The sequence below is a fragment of the Chryseobacterium potabilaquae genome, from assembly GCF_902728265.1.
Lineage (GTDB): Bacteria > Bacteroidota > Bacteroidia > Flavobacteriales > Weeksellaceae > Chryseobacterium > Chryseobacterium potabilaquae.
In genome coordinates this window covers 1-15,294 of the sequence record NZ_CACVBR010000034.1, presented here as the reverse complement: position 1 = coordinate 15,294, position 15,294 = coordinate 1, and the positions used below count along the sequence as shown (strand labels likewise).

17 protein-coding genes are annotated in these 15,294 nt (G+C 31.7%); 12 read left to right on the top strand and 5 right to left on the bottom strand.

Annotated features, from left to right (window positions below; translation table 11 throughout):
• Positions 1-131: 131 nt before the first annotated feature.
• Positions 132-623, top strand: a complete 492-nt coding sequence (locus CHRY9293_RS14590) for an SRPBCC family protein (protein WP_162033649.1) — start codon at positions 132-134, stop codon at positions 621-623.
• A 59-nt stretch (positions 624-682) separates the two neighbouring features.
• On the opposite strand, the gene CHRY9293_RS14585 is transcribed toward CHRY9293_RS14590, so the two are convergent.
• The 4 genes from CHRY9293_RS14585 to CHRY9293_RS14570 form a co-directional block, all read right to left on the bottom strand.
• The gene (locus CHRY9293_RS14585; RefSeq protein ID WP_162033648.1) at positions 683-1,024 is read right to left on the bottom strand and encodes a hypothetical protein; all 342 of its coding nucleotides are present in this window, start codon (positions 1,022-1,024) and stop codon (positions 683-685) included.
• Positions 1,017-3,068, bottom strand: a complete 2,052-nt coding sequence (locus CHRY9293_RS14580; RefSeq protein WP_162033647.1) for a S9 family peptidase — start codon at positions 3,066-3,068, stop codon at positions 1,017-1,019. Before CHRY9293_RS14580 ends, CHRY9293_RS14585 begins: the two co-directional genes overlap by 8 nt.
• An 88-nt stretch (positions 3,069-3,156) precedes the next feature.
• On the bottom strand, positions 3,157-3,897 hold the full coding sequence (locus CHRY9293_RS14575) for a uroporphyrinogen-III synthase (RefSeq protein WP_162033671.1): 741 nt from the start codon (positions 3,895-3,897) through the stop codon (positions 3,157-3,159).
• Positions 3,898-3,908: 11 nt separating this feature from the next.
• A complete protein-coding gene (locus tag CHRY9293_RS14570) occupies positions 3,909-4,508 on the bottom strand; it encodes a DUF4271 domain-containing protein (RefSeq protein ID WP_228455551.1) in 600 nt (199 codons plus the stop codon).
• A 145-nt stretch (positions 4,509-4,653) separates the two neighbouring features.
• Here CHRY9293_RS14570 and CHRY9293_RS14565 point away from each other — a divergent pair, with 145 nt between their 5' ends.
• The 4 genes from CHRY9293_RS14565 to CHRY9293_RS14550 all read left to right on the top strand — a co-directional run bounded on the left by CHRY9293_RS14565 (position 4,654) and on the right by CHRY9293_RS14550 (position 8,066).
• A complete protein-coding gene (locus CHRY9293_RS14565; protein WP_162033645.1) occupies positions 4,654-5,370 on the top strand; it encodes a polyprenol monophosphomannose synthase in 717 nt (238 codons plus the stop codon).
• Positions 5,367-5,732, top strand: coding sequence for a DUF4296 domain-containing protein (locus CHRY9293_RS14560; RefSeq protein ID WP_162033644.1), 366 nt, complete (start codon positions 5,367-5,369; stop codon positions 5,730-5,732). The genes CHRY9293_RS14565 and CHRY9293_RS14560 overlap by 4 nt, the downstream gene beginning before the upstream one ends.
• Before the next feature lie 78 nt (positions 5,733-5,810).
• Positions 5,811-6,941: a tRNA guanosine(34) transglycosylase Tgt gene (gene tgt / locus CHRY9293_RS14555; RefSeq protein WP_162033643.1), complete on the top strand. Its 1,131-nt coding sequence runs from the start codon at positions 5,811-5,813 to the stop codon at positions 6,939-6,941.
• A gap of 12 nt (positions 6,942-6,953) precedes the next feature.
• A complete protein-coding gene (locus CHRY9293_RS14550; RefSeq protein WP_162033642.1) occupies positions 6,954-8,066 on the top strand; it encodes an LptF/LptG family permease in 1,113 nt (370 codons plus the stop codon).
• Here CHRY9293_RS14550 and CHRY9293_RS14545 read toward each other — a convergent pair.
• Positions 8,060-8,776 carry a biotin--[acetyl-CoA-carboxylase] ligase gene (locus CHRY9293_RS14545; RefSeq protein WP_162033641.1) on the bottom strand — a complete coding sequence of 239 codons (717 nt, stop codon included), beginning with the start codon at positions 8,774-8,776 and terminating at the stop codon, positions 8,060-8,062. The genes CHRY9293_RS14550 and CHRY9293_RS14545 overlap by 7 nt on opposite strands.
• 86 nt (positions 8,777-8,862) lie before the next feature.
• On the opposite strand from CHRY9293_RS14545, the gene rsfS reads away from it, so the two are divergent.
• The 7 genes from rsfS (at position 8,863) to CHRY9293_RS14510 (ending at position 15,004) form a co-directional block, all read left to right on the top strand.
• A complete protein-coding gene (gene rsfS, locus CHRY9293_RS14540; RefSeq protein WP_122545780.1) occupies positions 8,863-9,231 on the top strand; it encodes a ribosome silencing factor in 369 nt (122 codons plus the stop codon).
• Positions 9,232-9,247: 16 nt separating this feature from the next.
• A complete protein-coding gene (ftsH, locus tag CHRY9293_RS14535) occupies positions 9,248-11,233 on the top strand; it encodes an ATP-dependent zinc metalloprotease FtsH (RefSeq protein WP_162033640.1) in 1,986 nt (661 codons plus the stop codon).
• A 135-nt stretch (positions 11,234-11,368) separates the two neighbouring features.
• Positions 11,369-11,950, top strand: coding sequence for an LUD domain-containing protein (locus CHRY9293_RS14530; protein WP_183147868.1), 582 nt, complete (start codon positions 11,369-11,371; stop codon positions 11,948-11,950).
• A 26-nt stretch (positions 11,951-11,976) separates the two neighbouring features.
• Entirely contained in the window at positions 11,977-12,849 is an 873-nt protein-coding gene (locus tag CHRY9293_RS14525) for a phosphatidate cytidylyltransferase (protein WP_162033639.1), read from the top strand.
• A 4-nt stretch (positions 12,850-12,853) separates the two neighbouring features.
• Entirely contained in the window at positions 12,854-13,507 is a 654-nt protein-coding gene (locus CHRY9293_RS14520) for a phosphatidylserine decarboxylase family protein (RefSeq protein WP_122545784.1), read from the top strand.
• A gap of 327 nt (positions 13,508-13,834) precedes the next feature.
• Positions 13,835-14,128, top strand: coding sequence for a Bor family protein (locus tag CHRY9293_RS14515; RefSeq protein WP_162033638.1), 294 nt, complete (start codon positions 13,835-13,837; stop codon positions 14,126-14,128).
• Positions 14,129-14,257: 129 nt separating this feature from the next.
• A complete protein-coding gene (locus tag CHRY9293_RS14510) occupies positions 14,258-15,004 on the top strand; it encodes a hypothetical protein (protein WP_162033637.1) in 747 nt (248 codons plus the stop codon).
• Positions 15,005-15,294: the final 290 nt, after the last annotated feature.

Genomic DNA, 15,294 nt, shown 5'->3' with positions numbered 1-15,294 from the left:
GGAATCATAAAATTGTGTTATTTTTCTTAAAAGCGTATTTTTTAACATTTATTTATAAATTCCTTCAATAATTGCCTTATGAAAGTAGTGTGAAAAATAAAAAGTAACTTTACTATAACAAAATATTATATATGGAATCAAACATTATATTCAACAAAGATTTTGATTCGAACAGTGTATATGTAATGAAAATTTACAACACTGAAGTTTCCAAAGTGTGGGAGTATTTTACTAAATCCGAATTGCTAGATCAATGGTGGGCTCCAAAGCCTTGGAAATGTGAGACGAAGAAACAAGATTTCAAGAAGGATGGGATTTGGTTATATTCCATGGTTGGTCCTAATGGAGAAAGACACTATGCACAAGTAAAATATGGGGAGATTTCCGAGCATAGAAGTTTTGATGGAGTTGATGCGTTCTGCGATGAGAACGGAACCATCAATGAAAATTTTCCGCAAGCTCAATGGTTAATAGGCTTCACAGGAGTGGAAGAAGGAGCGAAAGTGACGGTCAATATTCATTTCCCAACTGTAGAAGATATGAAAAAACAAGTAGAAATGGGTTTTGAGGAGGGATTTAAAATGGGATTAAATCAACTTGAAGTAATTTTAAACAATCAATAAGCCAGATTTTAAAATACTGAATAAAAAGAAGCTTGGAAAATACAATCCAAGCTTTTATTTTATATCAACTCTTCATCCTGAAAATATTGAATAATTGCTTTTTTCATAAGAAGTGTTTGCTCATTGGGTTTTAGTTCGGGAAGATCCTCTATGGTTTCAAATTGTGGCCATCCATCTTCATAATGGGTAAATCGATAATAGCCAAAAGGTTCTAATAACCTGCAAACAGCAATATGAATTAAGTTTACTTTATCATCTTTCGTATATTTTTGTTGACCACTTCCTAGCTCCTGAAGCCCAATCAAAAAAAGCAAGGTTTCAATTGGAGGATTTTTTTCCGTTTGGAAGTTGTCTTCAAAAAATTGTTCTATTTTTTTCCAGTATTCTGCTTCGTTAATCATTTTTTTCCTTTTCTAGTTTTAATAAAAAAGCAAATTCTAATGCTTCTTCTTTTAAGGATTCAAATCTTCCACTGGCACCTCCATGTCCTGCACTCATATCAGTTTTGAAAATCAAAATATTATCATCGGTTTTTAGCTCTCTCAATTTTGCGGTCCATTTTGCCGGTTCCCAATATTGAACCTGTGAATCATGCAATCCTGCTGTAATTAATATATTCGGATATGCTTTAGCTTCAACATTATCATAGGGAGAATATTCTTTTATATAGTGATAATATTCTTCATTATTAGGATTTCCCCATTCGTCATATTCTCCTGTGGTCAAAGGAATAGTTTCATCTAGCATTGTGGTAACAACGTCCACAAAAGGAACTTGAGCTACAACTCCGTTGAAGAGATTAGGTTCATAATTTATAGCAGCTCCTACTAAGAGCCCTCCTGCACTTCCCCCCATAGCATATAGGTGTTTAGATGAAGTGTAGTTTTCTTTGATCAAATGTTTCCCTGCGTCTATGAAATCAAAAAAGGTATTTTTTTTAAATAACATCTTTCCTTCTTCATACCATTCTCTACCTAAATATTCACCTCCTCTAATGTGAGCGATAGCATATATAAATCCTCTATCTAGAATTGACAATCTTACATTTGAAAAACTGGCATCAACAGTATGACCATAGCTTCCATAACCATATAAGAGAAGGGGAGTATCTTTATTCTTTTTTGTATCTTTATGATAAACCAAAGAAATAGGTATTTTTGATTTACCATCTCTTGAATTAGCCCATATTCTTTCGGAAATATAATTTTCGGGAAAGAATTTTCCTCCTAATACCTCTTGTTGTTTCAGAAGTTTAGTGGTTTTTTCTCGCATATTATATTCGTAAGTGGAGCTCGGTTGTGTTAAGGATGTGTAACCATAGCGTAAAACCTCAGTGTCAAATTCAAGATTGATGCCGATATAAGATGTATAAGTGGGATCTGAGAAAGGTAAATAATGATATTTATTATTTTTCTCATCAATGATTTTTATTTGTAATAAGCCTTTTTCTCTTTCTTCAAGAACAAGAAATTCTTTAAAAATTTCAAAACCTTCCAACAGTACTTCCGGACGGTGAGGGATCACATCAATCCAGTTTTCCATTCCGCACTTAGCAATTTTTGTTTTTACAATTTTGAAATTAGTGGCTTCATGAGCGTTCGTAATAATGTAAAATTCGTCCTTATAATGTTCAACCGAATATTCTAAGTCTTCAATTCTGGGCTGTATAACTGCCCAGTCCGCAAAAACATTATCTGAAGGAATAAACCAATGTTCGTCAGAAATTGAGCTTGAGCTGGCAATGAATATATATTGTAAAGATTTTGTTTTGAAAACATTGACATCAAAGGTTTCGTCCTTTTCATGGAAAATTAGAATGTCTTCTGAAGAAGGAGTTCCTAATTTATGCCTGTAAACCTGAAAAGCTCGTAAGCTATCATCTTTTCTGATATAAAAAATATGTTCATTGTCGTTGGCCCAGACAGCTTTTCCTGTTGTATTAGGAATTTCATCGTGTAGTATTTCTCCTGTTTTCAAATTTTTAAAATAGATAGAATAAATTCTTCTTCCTACACTGTCTGATGAAAAAGAGGCTAATTGATTATTTGGACTCACTGCAATGCTTCCCGTTTCAAAAAAGGTTTTTCCTTCCGCAAGAATATTGACATCAAGAACGATTTCTTCATCATGATGTAAGCTTTTGTATTTTCTACAAAAAATAGGATATTCTTTTCCATCTTCATAACGTACCATATACCAATACTCATTGAAAAAATAAGGTAGTGATTCATCATCTTTTTTATATCGTGATTTCATTTCTTCAAAAAGAAGCTCCTGAAGATCTTCAGTATCTTTCATTACGAAATCAGCATAGGCATTCTCTTCATTTAGGTATTCAATAACTTCTGGATTTTCTCTTTCATTAAGCCAAAAATAATTATCAATCCTTTTATTGTGATGTATTTCGAGCGTTTTCTGTATTTTTTTTGCTTGTGGGGCTTTCATTGAATGTTAATTGTGATCCAAATTTAATTAAAAAAAAACCATCTTTTCTTAATTGAAGAAAAGACGGTTTTTTTATATTTTATTAAAACTATTTATGTAGATTTTTAATATATTTTTCTAGAGCCATAGTCATTGAAGGTGTTTCCTTTGTAGGGGCCATTAGCTCTATTTTTAACCCTGTTTCTTCAGCTGCTGCTAAAGTAGTATTGCCAAAGACACCTATTTTAGTTTCTTCTTGTTTAAAATTAGGGAAATTTTGTTGTAAAGATTTAATTCCCTGTGGGCTAAAGAATATTAACATGTCATAATCTTTAATATTAATATCTGTTAGATTACTACAAACAGTTCTATACATAATCGCCCTCGTCCAGTCAATATTTGCAGAATCTAATGTCTTTACAATATCCGGACTTAAAACATCGGAAGAAGGGAGTAGATATTTTTCTGTGGAAAATTTCTTAAAAAGAGGCAATAAGTCTGAGAAATTTTTTTCTCCGAAGCTGATCTTTCTTTTTCTGTAGACGATGTGTTTTTGTAAATAATTGGCAATGGCTTCAGATTGGCATATATATCTCATAGTATCTGGAACTGTGAAACGTAATTCTTCTGCTAATCTAAAGTAATGATCTATTGCATTTTTACTGGTGAAAATAATACCAGTATATTGTGTAAGATCAATTTTTTGTGTTCTAAGTTCTTTGTTGTCAACTCCTTCGACATGGATAAAAGGACGGAAATCAATCTTTATTTTTTCCTTCTTCGCAATATCCAGATATGGAGAAGACTCACTAGGCGCTGGTTGAGAAACCAATATAGACTTTATTCTCATCATTGACTTTATTAAAAAAATAATAATTTCCAAAGCAACAAAATTGGTGCTATTTGGAGGGTGCAAATATACAAAATTTTATAATACCATTTTTCGGGTAAAATATTGTTCTTGTGAAATAAGTAGAAAAAAATCTTAAAAATAAATACAAAAACAAATGATAATAAGTAATAAGTGAATATTTTACTGCGGTCTATTGCAAAATAATAATGTATTATACATACCATAATTAATAAAAAAGACTGAATAAAATAAAATTTAGTAGAAGTAAAATAAAATACAGGCCATTTTCTGCCATCTCCTATACTTTGATAGAATAAGAAACTTAAAGCTGATCTTGTCAAATAGAAAAAGACAATTACAACTAAAGTATATCCAATTTTATTAATATGGTATCCCAGCATTTGTACCTCGGCAATATATTGAGGAACTGTTGGAATGTATTGGGAAATCAAAATTGCTGAAGTTATCGTAGTAACGCAAGAAGTAATGATCCAACTTGCGAGATTATTACTTGCATTAAAATATTTTTGTAATAAAAAATCTTTCAAATTAGCTTCCCTTTCTATAATATTCATCATAAAAAGATATAAAAAAATACAACCTAACAAGCTGAAAATAACCCAGTCGTTATTCTCAGGTGTTCTTACATGATTTATAAAATTTTGCGATAGTGGCAATGGAATGATTTTTTGCAAAATTATAGATTATTTTGTATAAAATAAAAAGGTTAATAAACTATCTTTGCAAATTGAAATGAAAAAGCTAGTCATTATTCCAACTTACAACGAAAAGGAAAATATTGAAAATATTATTTCCGCAGTTTTTGCATTGGAGAAAGACTTTCATATTTTGGTTGTGGATGATTCTTCTCCTGATGGAACAGCAGATATTGTACGAAAATTACAGAAAAAGTTTTCCCATCATTTACACTTGTCTGTAAGGCATGTGAAAGATGGATTGGGAAAAGCATATATCCATGGTTTTAAATGGGCATTACAAGAAAGGTATGACTATATATTTGAAATGGACGCCGACTTTTCGCACAATCCAAATGATTTACCCAAATTATATGATGCATGTTTGAATGCGGATATGGTAATAGGTTCTCGTTATTCTAAAGGGGTCAATGTAGTAAATTGGCCTATGGGTAGAGTTTTACTTTCCTATTTTGCCTCAAAATATGTGAGATTCATTTTAGGTCTTCCTATTCATGACACAACGGCGGGCTTTGTATGCTTTTCAAGGAAAGTATTGGAGGATATTGGTTTAGATAATGTAAAATTAAAAGGATATGGATTTCAGATTGAAATGAAATTTAGAGCTTTTAAAAAAGGATTCAAAATTGTAGAGGTTCCTATTATTTTTACTAATAGAATTTTGGGGGAGAGTAAAATGAATGGAGGAATTATCCATGAGGCAGTATTGGGTGTTTTAAACTTAAAATGGAAATCATTGATTAACAAATTATGAAAAAAATAGTATTGGCATTCTTTTTAGTTTGTTTATTTTCATGTGGTGACTATATTGACAGACCCAAAAATCTGTTGACAAAAGAACAAATGGCAGAAATATTGGCTGATTTATCAATAAATAATCAGGTAGCCTATATGTATACAAATTCCAATTTAGAAGCAGGGACAAGATTTATTCTCCAAAATCATAAGGTGAAAAAGGATGATTTCATTGAGAGCTTCAGGTATTATGTTGTGAAAAATAAGATGAATGGAATTGTGGACGAAGCTCAAAAAATAATTTTGAAAAAGGATCCTAAGGCAGAAAAATATGTGAATGATCGAAGGCTTAAAAATAATATTCCTCCTATAGGAAAATAGTAAGGATTTAAGACTTGAAATGGTTGTGAAAATATAAGTATCATTGACAGTCAATTTAAAGAAGATAAGAAGATAAAAATGAAGTTTTTTAATATAGAAAAAATATCTCAAGGAAAGGCTAGGGCAGGAGAGATTACTACAGATCATGGGAAAATACAAACTCCTATTTTTATGCCTGTAGGGACTGTAGCAAGTGTAAAAACTGTTCATCAAAGAGAATTAAAAGAAGATATTAAAGCCCAGATTATTTTGGGAAACACGTATCATTTATACCTCCGTCCGACAATGGATATTATGCAAGAAGCAGGAGGACTACATCATTTTATGAATTGGGATGGGCCTATTCTTACTGATTCAGGAGGGTTTCAAGTTTTTTCACTTTCAAAGAGTAGAAAAATGACAGAAGAGGGAGTGAAATTTAAATCACATATTGATGGTAGTTACCATTTTATCTCCCCAGAGAAGTCAATGGAGATACAAAGACAAATTGGTGCGGATATTTTTATGGCATTTGATGAGTGTACTCCCTATCCATGTGAATATAATCAAGCAAAATCTTCTATGGAGCTTACTCATCGTTGGCTAAAAAGATGTATTGAATGGACTGAAAAAAATCAAGAGCTGTATGGACATAAACAAAGGCTTTTTCCTATTGTTCAAGGATCTACTTATTCTGATTTAAGAAAAATTTCAGCCGAAGTTATTTCAGAAGCTGGAGCGGAAGGAAATGCTATTGGAGGCCTTTCTGTAGGGGAGCCTGAAGAAGAGATGTATAGAATTACCGATGAAGTAACAGATATTTTACCAAAAGATAAGCCTAGATATTTAATGGGGGTAGGTACTCCTTGGAATATTTTGGAATCAATAGGTTTAGGGATTGATATGATGGATTGTGTGATGCCTACAAGAAATGCAAGAAATGCAATGCTTTTCACTTGGAAAGGAGTCATGAATTTGAAGAATGAAAAATGGAAAAAGGACTTTTCTCCTTTGGATGAATTTGGGACCAGTTTTGTGGATAGAGAGTATTCTAAGGCCTATCTAAGGCATTTATTCGTTTCTAAAGAATATTTGGCAAAACAGATTGCGTCAATTCATAACTTAGCATTTTATTTAGATTTAGTAAAAGTAGCCCGGGAGCATATTGTAGCAGGAGACTTTTATGAATGGAAAAAATCGGTAGTCCCGGTACTTAAACAAAGACTTTAAAATAATAAAAATATGTTTAAAATTATAGACAGGTATGTGATTAAAAAATATCTTGGAACTTTTAGTTTCATGCTTATATTGCTGTCTATAGTTGTATTGGTAATTGATGTACAGCAAAAGATACCCAGAATTGAAAATGCAAAGTTAATCGATCCTAAGCTTGATTTATCCTATTTTTTAGTTCACTTTTATCCCTATTGGATTGTGAACCTTGTAATGACTTTCTTGTCAATTTTGGTGTTTATTTCTGTGATTTATTTTACATCTAGAATGGCAAATAATACCGAAATTGTTGCCATTATTAGTAGTGGCTCAAGTTTTCATCGTTTTGCCAGACCCTATTTACTCACTTCATTATTTATTGCTTCAATTTCTTTGGTTATTAATCATTTTGTACTACCCTGGGCGAATATTAAAAAAAATGAACTTGAAGCATATACTTATAATGCAAGGAATAAAGAGAAAGTTCTTGGAACGGCTCCCGTTACGGCACAATTAAGTAGAACAGAATATATTTTTATCAATTCCTGGAATAAAATGGAAAGGCGAGGGTCTGGGTTCATCTATCAAAAGTTTGATAAAAATAGAAGAATGATTTATGAGCTTAAATCTTCAGATGTATATTGGGATCAAAATAAAAAGTATTTTGTTTTAAATAGCTATGTTGAAAAAACAGTAAACAAAAATGATTCTGAAACATTACGGAATGGATTTGACTTGAAAAAAACTTATGGTGCAGCTCCTGAGGAACTATTTCCTAACGAGCTTTTAGGGCAGAATAAAACGACTCCCGAGCTTCTTAAGTTTATTAAAAGGGAAAATGAAAAAGGAAATAGCAATCTCAATTCTCACTTAAACGAGTTGTATCAAAGAACTTCAATGCCGGTTTCAATTATCATTCTTACTTTTTTAGCGCTTTCACTTTCTTCACAAAAGAAAAGAGGAGGATTAGGAATTAATTTGGCGATAGGTATTTCTTTGGCTTTTATGTTTGTGTTTTCTTTTGAGGCGTTAAAAATAGTTTCAGAGAATAAAAGTCTGTCTCCTGCTTTAGCCATGTGGTTTCCGAACCTTGTTTTTTTACCTGTTGCATTGTATTTATATCTTAAAAGAGCTAATCAATAAAGTAGCTTTATTTCTTTATGGTAAAAAGAACTGATGCCTTCTTTTTCTAATTCTATCCATAGTTTACCTTCTTCGTCGGCTTTTTTGATAATGCCATTTTGTCTAGTTTCTCCTATTTCGAACACGGAAATTTCGTCTTTCTTAAATAGGTGGAGGTTGAATTGTTCTATTATCATTTGATTAGAAGGGGTTTCTTTTAATTTTTTTACCAAATAATGATGAAGTTTCAATGCAATCTCTTCAAGGCTGTTTTCTTTTCCTGTTTGCGTGAAAATTGATCCGGCGTTAGATAGAGCATCAAATCTTTCTTGAAGAATATTGATTCCGATTCCTACTATGAAATATTCTTTTTGATTAATTTTTTTCTTTTCTATTAGAATTCCGGCAATTTTTTTATTTTTAAGGATTATATCATTTGGCCATTTAATTTTAGGGGTAACTTCAGTCAAATTGGCAATGAAATCGTGTATAAGGATTGCGGTATAATAATTGAACAGAAAATCAGAGTAGACAAAGTTTTGGGTGCTTACCGCTAAAGTATATGCAATATTTTTTTTTGCAGCTGAATACCAGGTATTTCCGTATTGGCCGCGGCCTCTGGTCTGATTAAAAGTATGTAATGCTATGAAATCTGAATTTTTATAAAGTAAAAACTTTGAAATTTCGTCATTAGTAGAAGAACATTCTTTGAGATAGAATAGTTGACTCATTTAAGAAAACTTTAAGAATTTCAAGGGGTAAAAGTAAGGTTAAAGTAAAGAAAAAACAATAAATTTGCAGATTATAGTATTTTTTAATGAATAAAACAGCAGAAAAACAAGAACTATTAGATAAAATCATTGAAGCTATTCAAGATGTAAAAGGGGAGGATATTATGATCTTTGACCTTTCAAACATAGAAAACTCGGTAGCTGAAACATTTGTAATATGTAGTGGAAACTCGAATACACAGGTAGCTGCATTGGCAGGAAGTGTTGAAAAAAAAGTCAGAAATGACCTTAAAGAGAGACCTTGGCATGTTGAAGGAACTGAAAACGCTATGTGGGTTTTGGTGGATTATGTTTCAGTGGTCGTTCATATATTTCAAAAACAAGTTCGGGAATACTATGATATAGAAGAACTTTGGGGTGATGCAATGATTACCAAAATCGAAAATGAATTTTAAATTTTAAAAAGTATAAATGAACAATAAAGGATTTAACTGGTTTTTTCCGATTGCGATCATAGCTCTTTTGTTATTTTTTGTGACCAACTTTTTGGGTGACAGCAGTGCAAAGACTATTGACGAAGATGGTTTCTTTAAAGAAATGCAGACTGGAAAAATTCAAAATATTATAATTTATAAAGATACTGAGAAGGCTGATATATTTCTTACCCAAGCTGCTAAAACAGCAATGGTGAGTAAAAATTCTAAAGAAAGTGATCCACTTTCAGCTTTTTCTATGGCTCCTAAGGCCGATTACACTGTTAAATACGGTGATCTTCAGCTTTTTCTTCAAAAATTTGATCAAATAAAAGCGGCGAATCCGAATATTAAGACGACAAAAGATTATGGGGTTGGGAAGAATCCATTCACGGATATCTTAGTCTCAGCATTGATTTGGATTGCTATTTTAGGATTGTTTTACTTCCTTCTTTTCAGAAAGATGGGCGGAGGCGGAGGTCCTGGAGGACAGATCTTTTCCATTGGGAAATCTAAAGCCAAATTATTTGATGAAAAAGAGCGTATTCAGGTGACATTTAAAGATGTTGCTGGTTTAGAAGGGGCAAAAGAAGAAGTTCAGGAGGTAGTAGATTTCCTCAAAAATTCTGAAAAATATACCAAATTAGGAGGTAAAATTCCTAAAGGTGTTCTTTTAGTAGGGCCTCCGGGAACAGGGAAAACATTGCTTGCTAAGGCTGTGGCGGGAGAGGCAAGAGTTCCTTTTTTCTCTCTTTCAGGATCAGATTTCGTAGAGATGTTTGTAGGAGTTGGGGCTTCGAGAGTAAGAGATCTTTTTGCGCAAGCAAAAGCAAAATCTCCAGCCATCATATTTATTGATGAGATTGACGCCATTGGACGTGCAAGGGGTAAAAATAATTTCTCTGGAGGGAATGATGAAAGGGAAAATACTCTTAACCAGCTGTTAACAGAAATGGATGGTTTCGGTACAGATACGAATGTTATAGTGATGGCTGCGACAAATAGGGCGGATATTTTAGATAAAGCTTTAATGAGGGCAGGGCGTTTTGATCGTTCTATTTATGTAGATCTTCCGGAATTACATGAAAGAAGGCAAATTTTTGATGTTCATTTAAAGAAAATTAAGCTGGATAATAGTGTTGATAGGGAATTTTTAGCAAAACAAACTCCAGGGTTTAGTGGAGCAGATATTGCGAATGTGTGTAATGAAGCAGCATTGATAGCGGCCAGAAATAATCATGACTCTGTTACAAAACAAGATTTTCTTGATGCGGTAGACCGTATCATTGGAGGGCTTGAGAAAAAGAATAAAGCGATCAAACCTTCTGAAAAGAAAAGGGTGGCATATCATGAAGCAGGTCATGCTACAATCTCTTGGTTGGTAGAACATGCATCTCCATTGTTGAAAGTTACTATAGTTCCGAGAGGACGTTCTTTGGGAGCGGCTTGGTATCTTCCGGAAGAGAGGCAGCTTACTACTACAGAACAGATGTTGGATGAGATGTGTGCAACCTTAGGAGGAAGAGCAGCAGAGCAGGTAATATTCAATAATATATCAACAGGTGCGCTTTCAGACTTGGAAACTGTAACTAAAAGAGCTCAAGCTATGGTAACCATTTATGGATTGAGTCCTAATATTGGTAATATCTCTTACTATGATAGCTCTGGGCAATCTGAATATTCTTTTGGTAAACCATATTCCGAAGAGACAGCAACTAAAATTGATGCTGAAATCAAGTCTATTATTGAAAATCAGTACGATCGAGCAGTTACTATTCTTGCTGAGAATAAAGATAAATTAGATGCTTTGGCGAATAAACTGTTAGAGAAGGAAGTTATTTTCCGGGAAGATTTAGAAGAAATCTTTGGTAAAAGAGCATGGGATCCTGAGTTGACTGAAAAACCTGTTACGAATACTATTCCTGAAAAAGAAGAAGAAAAGGAAAACGAAATTCAGGCACCAGAAAGTCCTACTCAAATTTAATTTTTAAGTAAAATGAATTAAAATACAACCTAGTAGTTTTAAACTACTAGGTTTTTTCATATTTAAGGGCAGTTTTTTAGAATCTATATAATTAATTTTTTACTTTTGTATAAAGTTGACTAAAAATAAATTAAGTTGAATTTATTCAAGAGGATTGTAAGCAAACTTACCAACCAACCTGAAGAAGACGAAAAGCAGAGTTTGGAAAAACTTGGAGATTCGCTGAAAAATGCGGACCTTGACTATAAGTTTGCGCAATTATTTACGCACTCCGGGGGATTTTTTAATTATTGTGCAGATGAAGCGGAAGCTCTTAAAACTTTACAACAGATTGTTAAAATAGAGGGTATTAACAATTTTTTTTGCTGGGATAAAGAATTACAGAACTTTTTGAATGTGATAAAAGTCGCGTATACAAATGAACTAAATGCATTGGATGATGCAGTATTCATTACTTGTGAATATTTGATTGCTTATGATGGGCGAATAATGCTGTCTCATAATAATATTCTCCATTATCATTCTTCAAAATTGCCAAATAAAATTATTATCATTGCAAATGTCTCCCAGATAGTGAGTAATCTTAATGATGCAATGAGTAAAATAAAAAGAAATGGAAATATTAAAAATCTTACATCTATTAGTGGAAGTCAAACAAAGCTAGATAGCTCTTCTACTATTACTACAAAGTTATTTTTATTGTTATTAGAAGATTAATGCAGTAACATTTTAAATTTTAAATTTTGGACAGAAATCTTATTCAAAGGACAATTTCAGGAATTGTATATGTTGGAATTATTATTCTTTGCACCACATCAATGGGAGCTCAATTAATCAATGGGATTTATCCAGGGATTATTCAACAACAATACCTATATTTTGGCCTTATTACATTCTTTCTAATAGTAGGGGCTTGGGAATGTATAAAAATGATGAAGTTTGGTAACGGATATGAGAAGTGGGTGGTTTACCCTCTGGTTATTTTTATATTTTATATTTTTTCTAAAAGATATTTCCATCATGATTTTTTTTATGATTTTAGGCTTAGTGAGATTTTGGCCCTTAGTTTAATTGGTATTGCGATATTTACATTATTCAAATATCCCAACGAGTTATATTATAACAGTGGAAAATTAATTTTTGTAGTCATTTATGTAGCTCTCCCATTTTGTTTCGCTCTAGGTCTTCCAAAATTTTCAAACTTTAATGATTCATTTTCTTTAGAAGTTTTATTTTTATTTGTTTTAATATGGAGTAGCGATACTTTTGCATATTTGACAGGTAAGTTTTTTGGGAAACATAAAATGGCACCTAAAATCTCTCCTAAAAAAACTTGGGAAGGGTATATCGGAGGTGTTACTTTAACGTTGGTATTATCCTATTTTATAGAATATTATCAACAAGAATTGAGAGGTAATTGGATGGTAGTAGGATTTTTAGTGGCAGCTTTTGCCCCTTTAGGAGATTTGGTTGAAAGCCAATTAAAAAGAACCTTTGGAGTTAAAGATAGTGGGAATATTATCCCCGGGCATGGTGGCGTATTAGATAGACTAGATAGTTTTATAATTTGCGCACCTGTTGTATATTTGTATTTTATTTTAGAAAAATTTATTTGACCTTATGAAATTACACAAAGAATCAAAAGGAACTATTTTCGTAGCAACGACTATTTTTATAATAGTAGGTGGATTGGCTATTTACTTTCTTAAAATGTGGTCTTTACTTATTATTATGCCTTTATTGGTTATCTATAGTCTAGTATTTTGGTTTTTTCGAGTGCCAGATAGGGATATACTTGAACATAAAGAAAGTATTGTAGCCCCTGTAGATGGAAAAGTCGTGATGATTAAAGAAGTGGAAGAAAATGAATTCTTACATGGAAAGGCTATTCAAGTGTCTATTTTTATGTCACCCCTCAATGTCCATATTTGTCGATATCCAGTGTCTGGTAAAGTTCTTTATAAGAAGTATCATCCCGGGAAGTATTTAGTTGCTTGGCATGAAAAATCTTCTACAGAAAATGAAAGAACTACAGTTGCCGTGGAAAGTTTGACGGGGCATAAAGTAGTTTTTAGACAAATTGCAGGATATGTAGCGAGAAGAATTGTGTTTTATTGTAATGAAGGAGATGATGCAAAGGCAGGACATGAATTTGGCTTTATAAAATTCGGTTCCAGAATGGATGTTTTTTTACCATTAGATACTGAAATTATTTGTAAGATTGGTGATATTACAAAAGGTGGATTGGATGTTATTGCTAAATTAAAAGAATAACTTTAATAATTCTTATATAGTAAAACTCCTATACTGATTTTATCAGTATAGGAGTTTTTTTTGTAATGATAAGGTATAAAAATATGTAAAATATGAATTTTATTTGAATTATAAATATATTTTCAATTTTATGTGAAATATTAATTTTTAAGAAAAAAATTAATAACTTTTTGATATTCTATAAACTTTGAATACTATTGATTTATTAGAGATTTTAGTGGATAAGCAGAGATTTAAACTATTGAAAATCAATGAATTGCAGTGTATTTTTCACTTGTTTTTACAGAATTATATTTTATATTTGTCGAAAATATTAAAATCTAATTGATGAAAAATAATTTTAAAATGATGGTGTTTATGACAATGTCATCAATTACATTAACTTCTTGTTATAGCTACACTAGTGTTGTAGGGAAAGGAGCTCAAAATAATGTTCAGATTACTAAATGGAATCACTATTTATTTGAAGGTATAGCACCAGTGGGAGTCTCTGATTCTAAACAAATGGCAGGAGATTCTGAAAATTATACTGTTTTAACTAGGCAAACATTTCTAAATGGATTTATTACTGCAATTACATTGGACATTTATAGCCCAACAACGACTACGGTAACAAAGTAATTTAATTAGATAATCGAGTTGAATTAACTCTAGATAAAGAAATACTATTTATTTAAATTAAATAAAAACCTTATTAGCTAATAATCATGTATGTTATTTTATTAATACTAATTTTAAAAATTCATACAAATGAAAAAATTCATTATCGCATTTATTGCTTTAGCAATAACTTCAAGTTGCAATTCTTCAAACGATGATATTGCGACTCCCTCTCAACCAGTTGTAAATACAACTCCTATATTACCTATAACTGTTTCTGATTCTATTTCAGGAGGGCCATATAATTTAAAATATAGTTATTATGATGGTAATAAGATAAAAGAGATTACTAGGGATAATGGGGTTAAATATACCTATACTTATAGTGGTAATAATATTATTAAAGAAGAAACTACTTTTAGTGGACAAAGTAAATTAATAAAAGAGTTTTCATACGCATCAAGTGGGATGATTACCTCAGTAAAAGTAACTAGTAATTTGACCTCATCTACCGTAGTTTATACTAAAGATATACAAATTTTGGAGAATAAACACATAAAATATGATGAATACTCTCCTGTAAGTGGAACGGTTTTGAATAGCGTTGACGCTTATTTTGATAATAGTGGGAATCTAATTAAGAAAGTAGAGGGAGCTATTGAGATGACTTCAACTTTTGATACTAAAAGTAATCCTTTTAATAATATTATGGGATATAAAATACTTAATATGGTTGAAGATAGTATTGGAGGGCTTATTGGAGAAGGTATGGCAGGAAGTAATAATATTTTAACAAAGAACTCCGCTACTTATGCCTATATTTATAATAGTAATGGATATCCTAGCAGAATGACCAATAGTAGTGGTAGAACTATATCATATACATATAACAAATAGTAAAAGAGGCTTTAACTATTGCAAATATTAGTGAAGTATAAAATTAGAACCCGAAGAGTATAAGAGAAAAAGACACTCTTTCGTAAAATTTTTAAGTTAAAAAGTTAGGCTTGGATTTTTATAATCTGAGCCTAACTTTAAAAATAATTCAATAAAAGTGATCGACACTATCTCGTAAAGTGTGTAAGTTAAAAAGTTAGGCTTGGATTTTATAATCTGAGCCTTTTTTCAAAAATAAGCATAAATTGGTTGAGAACAATACCCCAATTTCGAATAGGCATGGTCCATTT

Bases quoted from the DNA above. Each gene is read 5' to 3' on its own strand.
- CHRY9293_RS14590 (WP_162033649.1), top strand. From the start codon at position 132: ATGGAATCAAACATTATATTCAACAAAGATTTTGATTCGAACAGTGTA.
- CHRY9293_RS14585 (WP_162033648.1), bottom strand. From the start codon at position 1,024: ATGATTAACGAAGCAGAATACTGGAAAAAAATAGAACAATTTTTTGAA.
- CHRY9293_RS14580 (WP_162033647.1), bottom strand. From the start codon at position 3,068: ATGAAAGCCCCACAAGCAAAAAAAATACAGAAAACGCTCGAAATACAT.
- CHRY9293_RS14575 (WP_162033671.1), bottom strand. From the start codon at position 3,897: ATGAGAATAAAGTCTATATTGGTTTCTCAACCAGCGCCTAGTGAGTCT.
- CHRY9293_RS14565 (WP_162033645.1), top strand. From the start codon at position 4,654: ATGAAAAAGCTAGTCATTATTCCAACTTACAACGAAAAGGAAAATATT.
- CHRY9293_RS14560 (WP_162033644.1), top strand. From the start codon at position 5,367: ATGAAAAAAATAGTATTGGCATTCTTTTTAGTTTGTTTATTTTCATGT.
- tgt (WP_162033643.1), top strand. From the start codon at position 5,811: ATGAAGTTTTTTAATATAGAAAAAATATCTCAAGGAAAGGCTAGGGCA.
- CHRY9293_RS14550 (WP_162033642.1), top strand. From the start codon at position 6,954: ATGTTTAAAATTATAGACAGGTATGTGATTAAAAAATATCTTGGAACT.
- CHRY9293_RS14545 (WP_162033641.1), bottom strand. From the start codon at position 8,776: ATGAGTCAACTATTCTATCTCAAAGAATGTTCTTCTACTAATGACGAA.
- rsfS (WP_122545780.1), top strand. From the start codon at position 8,863: ATGAATAAAACAGCAGAAAAACAAGAACTATTAGATAAAATCATTGAA.
- ftsH (WP_162033640.1), top strand. From the start codon at position 9,248: ATGAACAATAAAGGATTTAACTGGTTTTTTCCGATTGCGATCATAGCT.
- CHRY9293_RS14520 (WP_122545784.1), top strand. From the start codon at position 12,854: ATGAAATTACACAAAGAATCAAAAGGAACTATTTTCGTAGCAACGACT.
- CHRY9293_RS14515 (WP_162033638.1), top strand. From the start codon at position 13,835: ATGAAAAATAATTTTAAAATGATGGTGTTTATGACAATGTCATCAATT.
- CHRY9293_RS14510 (WP_162033637.1), top strand. From the start codon at position 14,258: ATGAAAAAATTCATTATCGCATTTATTGCTTTAGCAATAACTTCAAGT.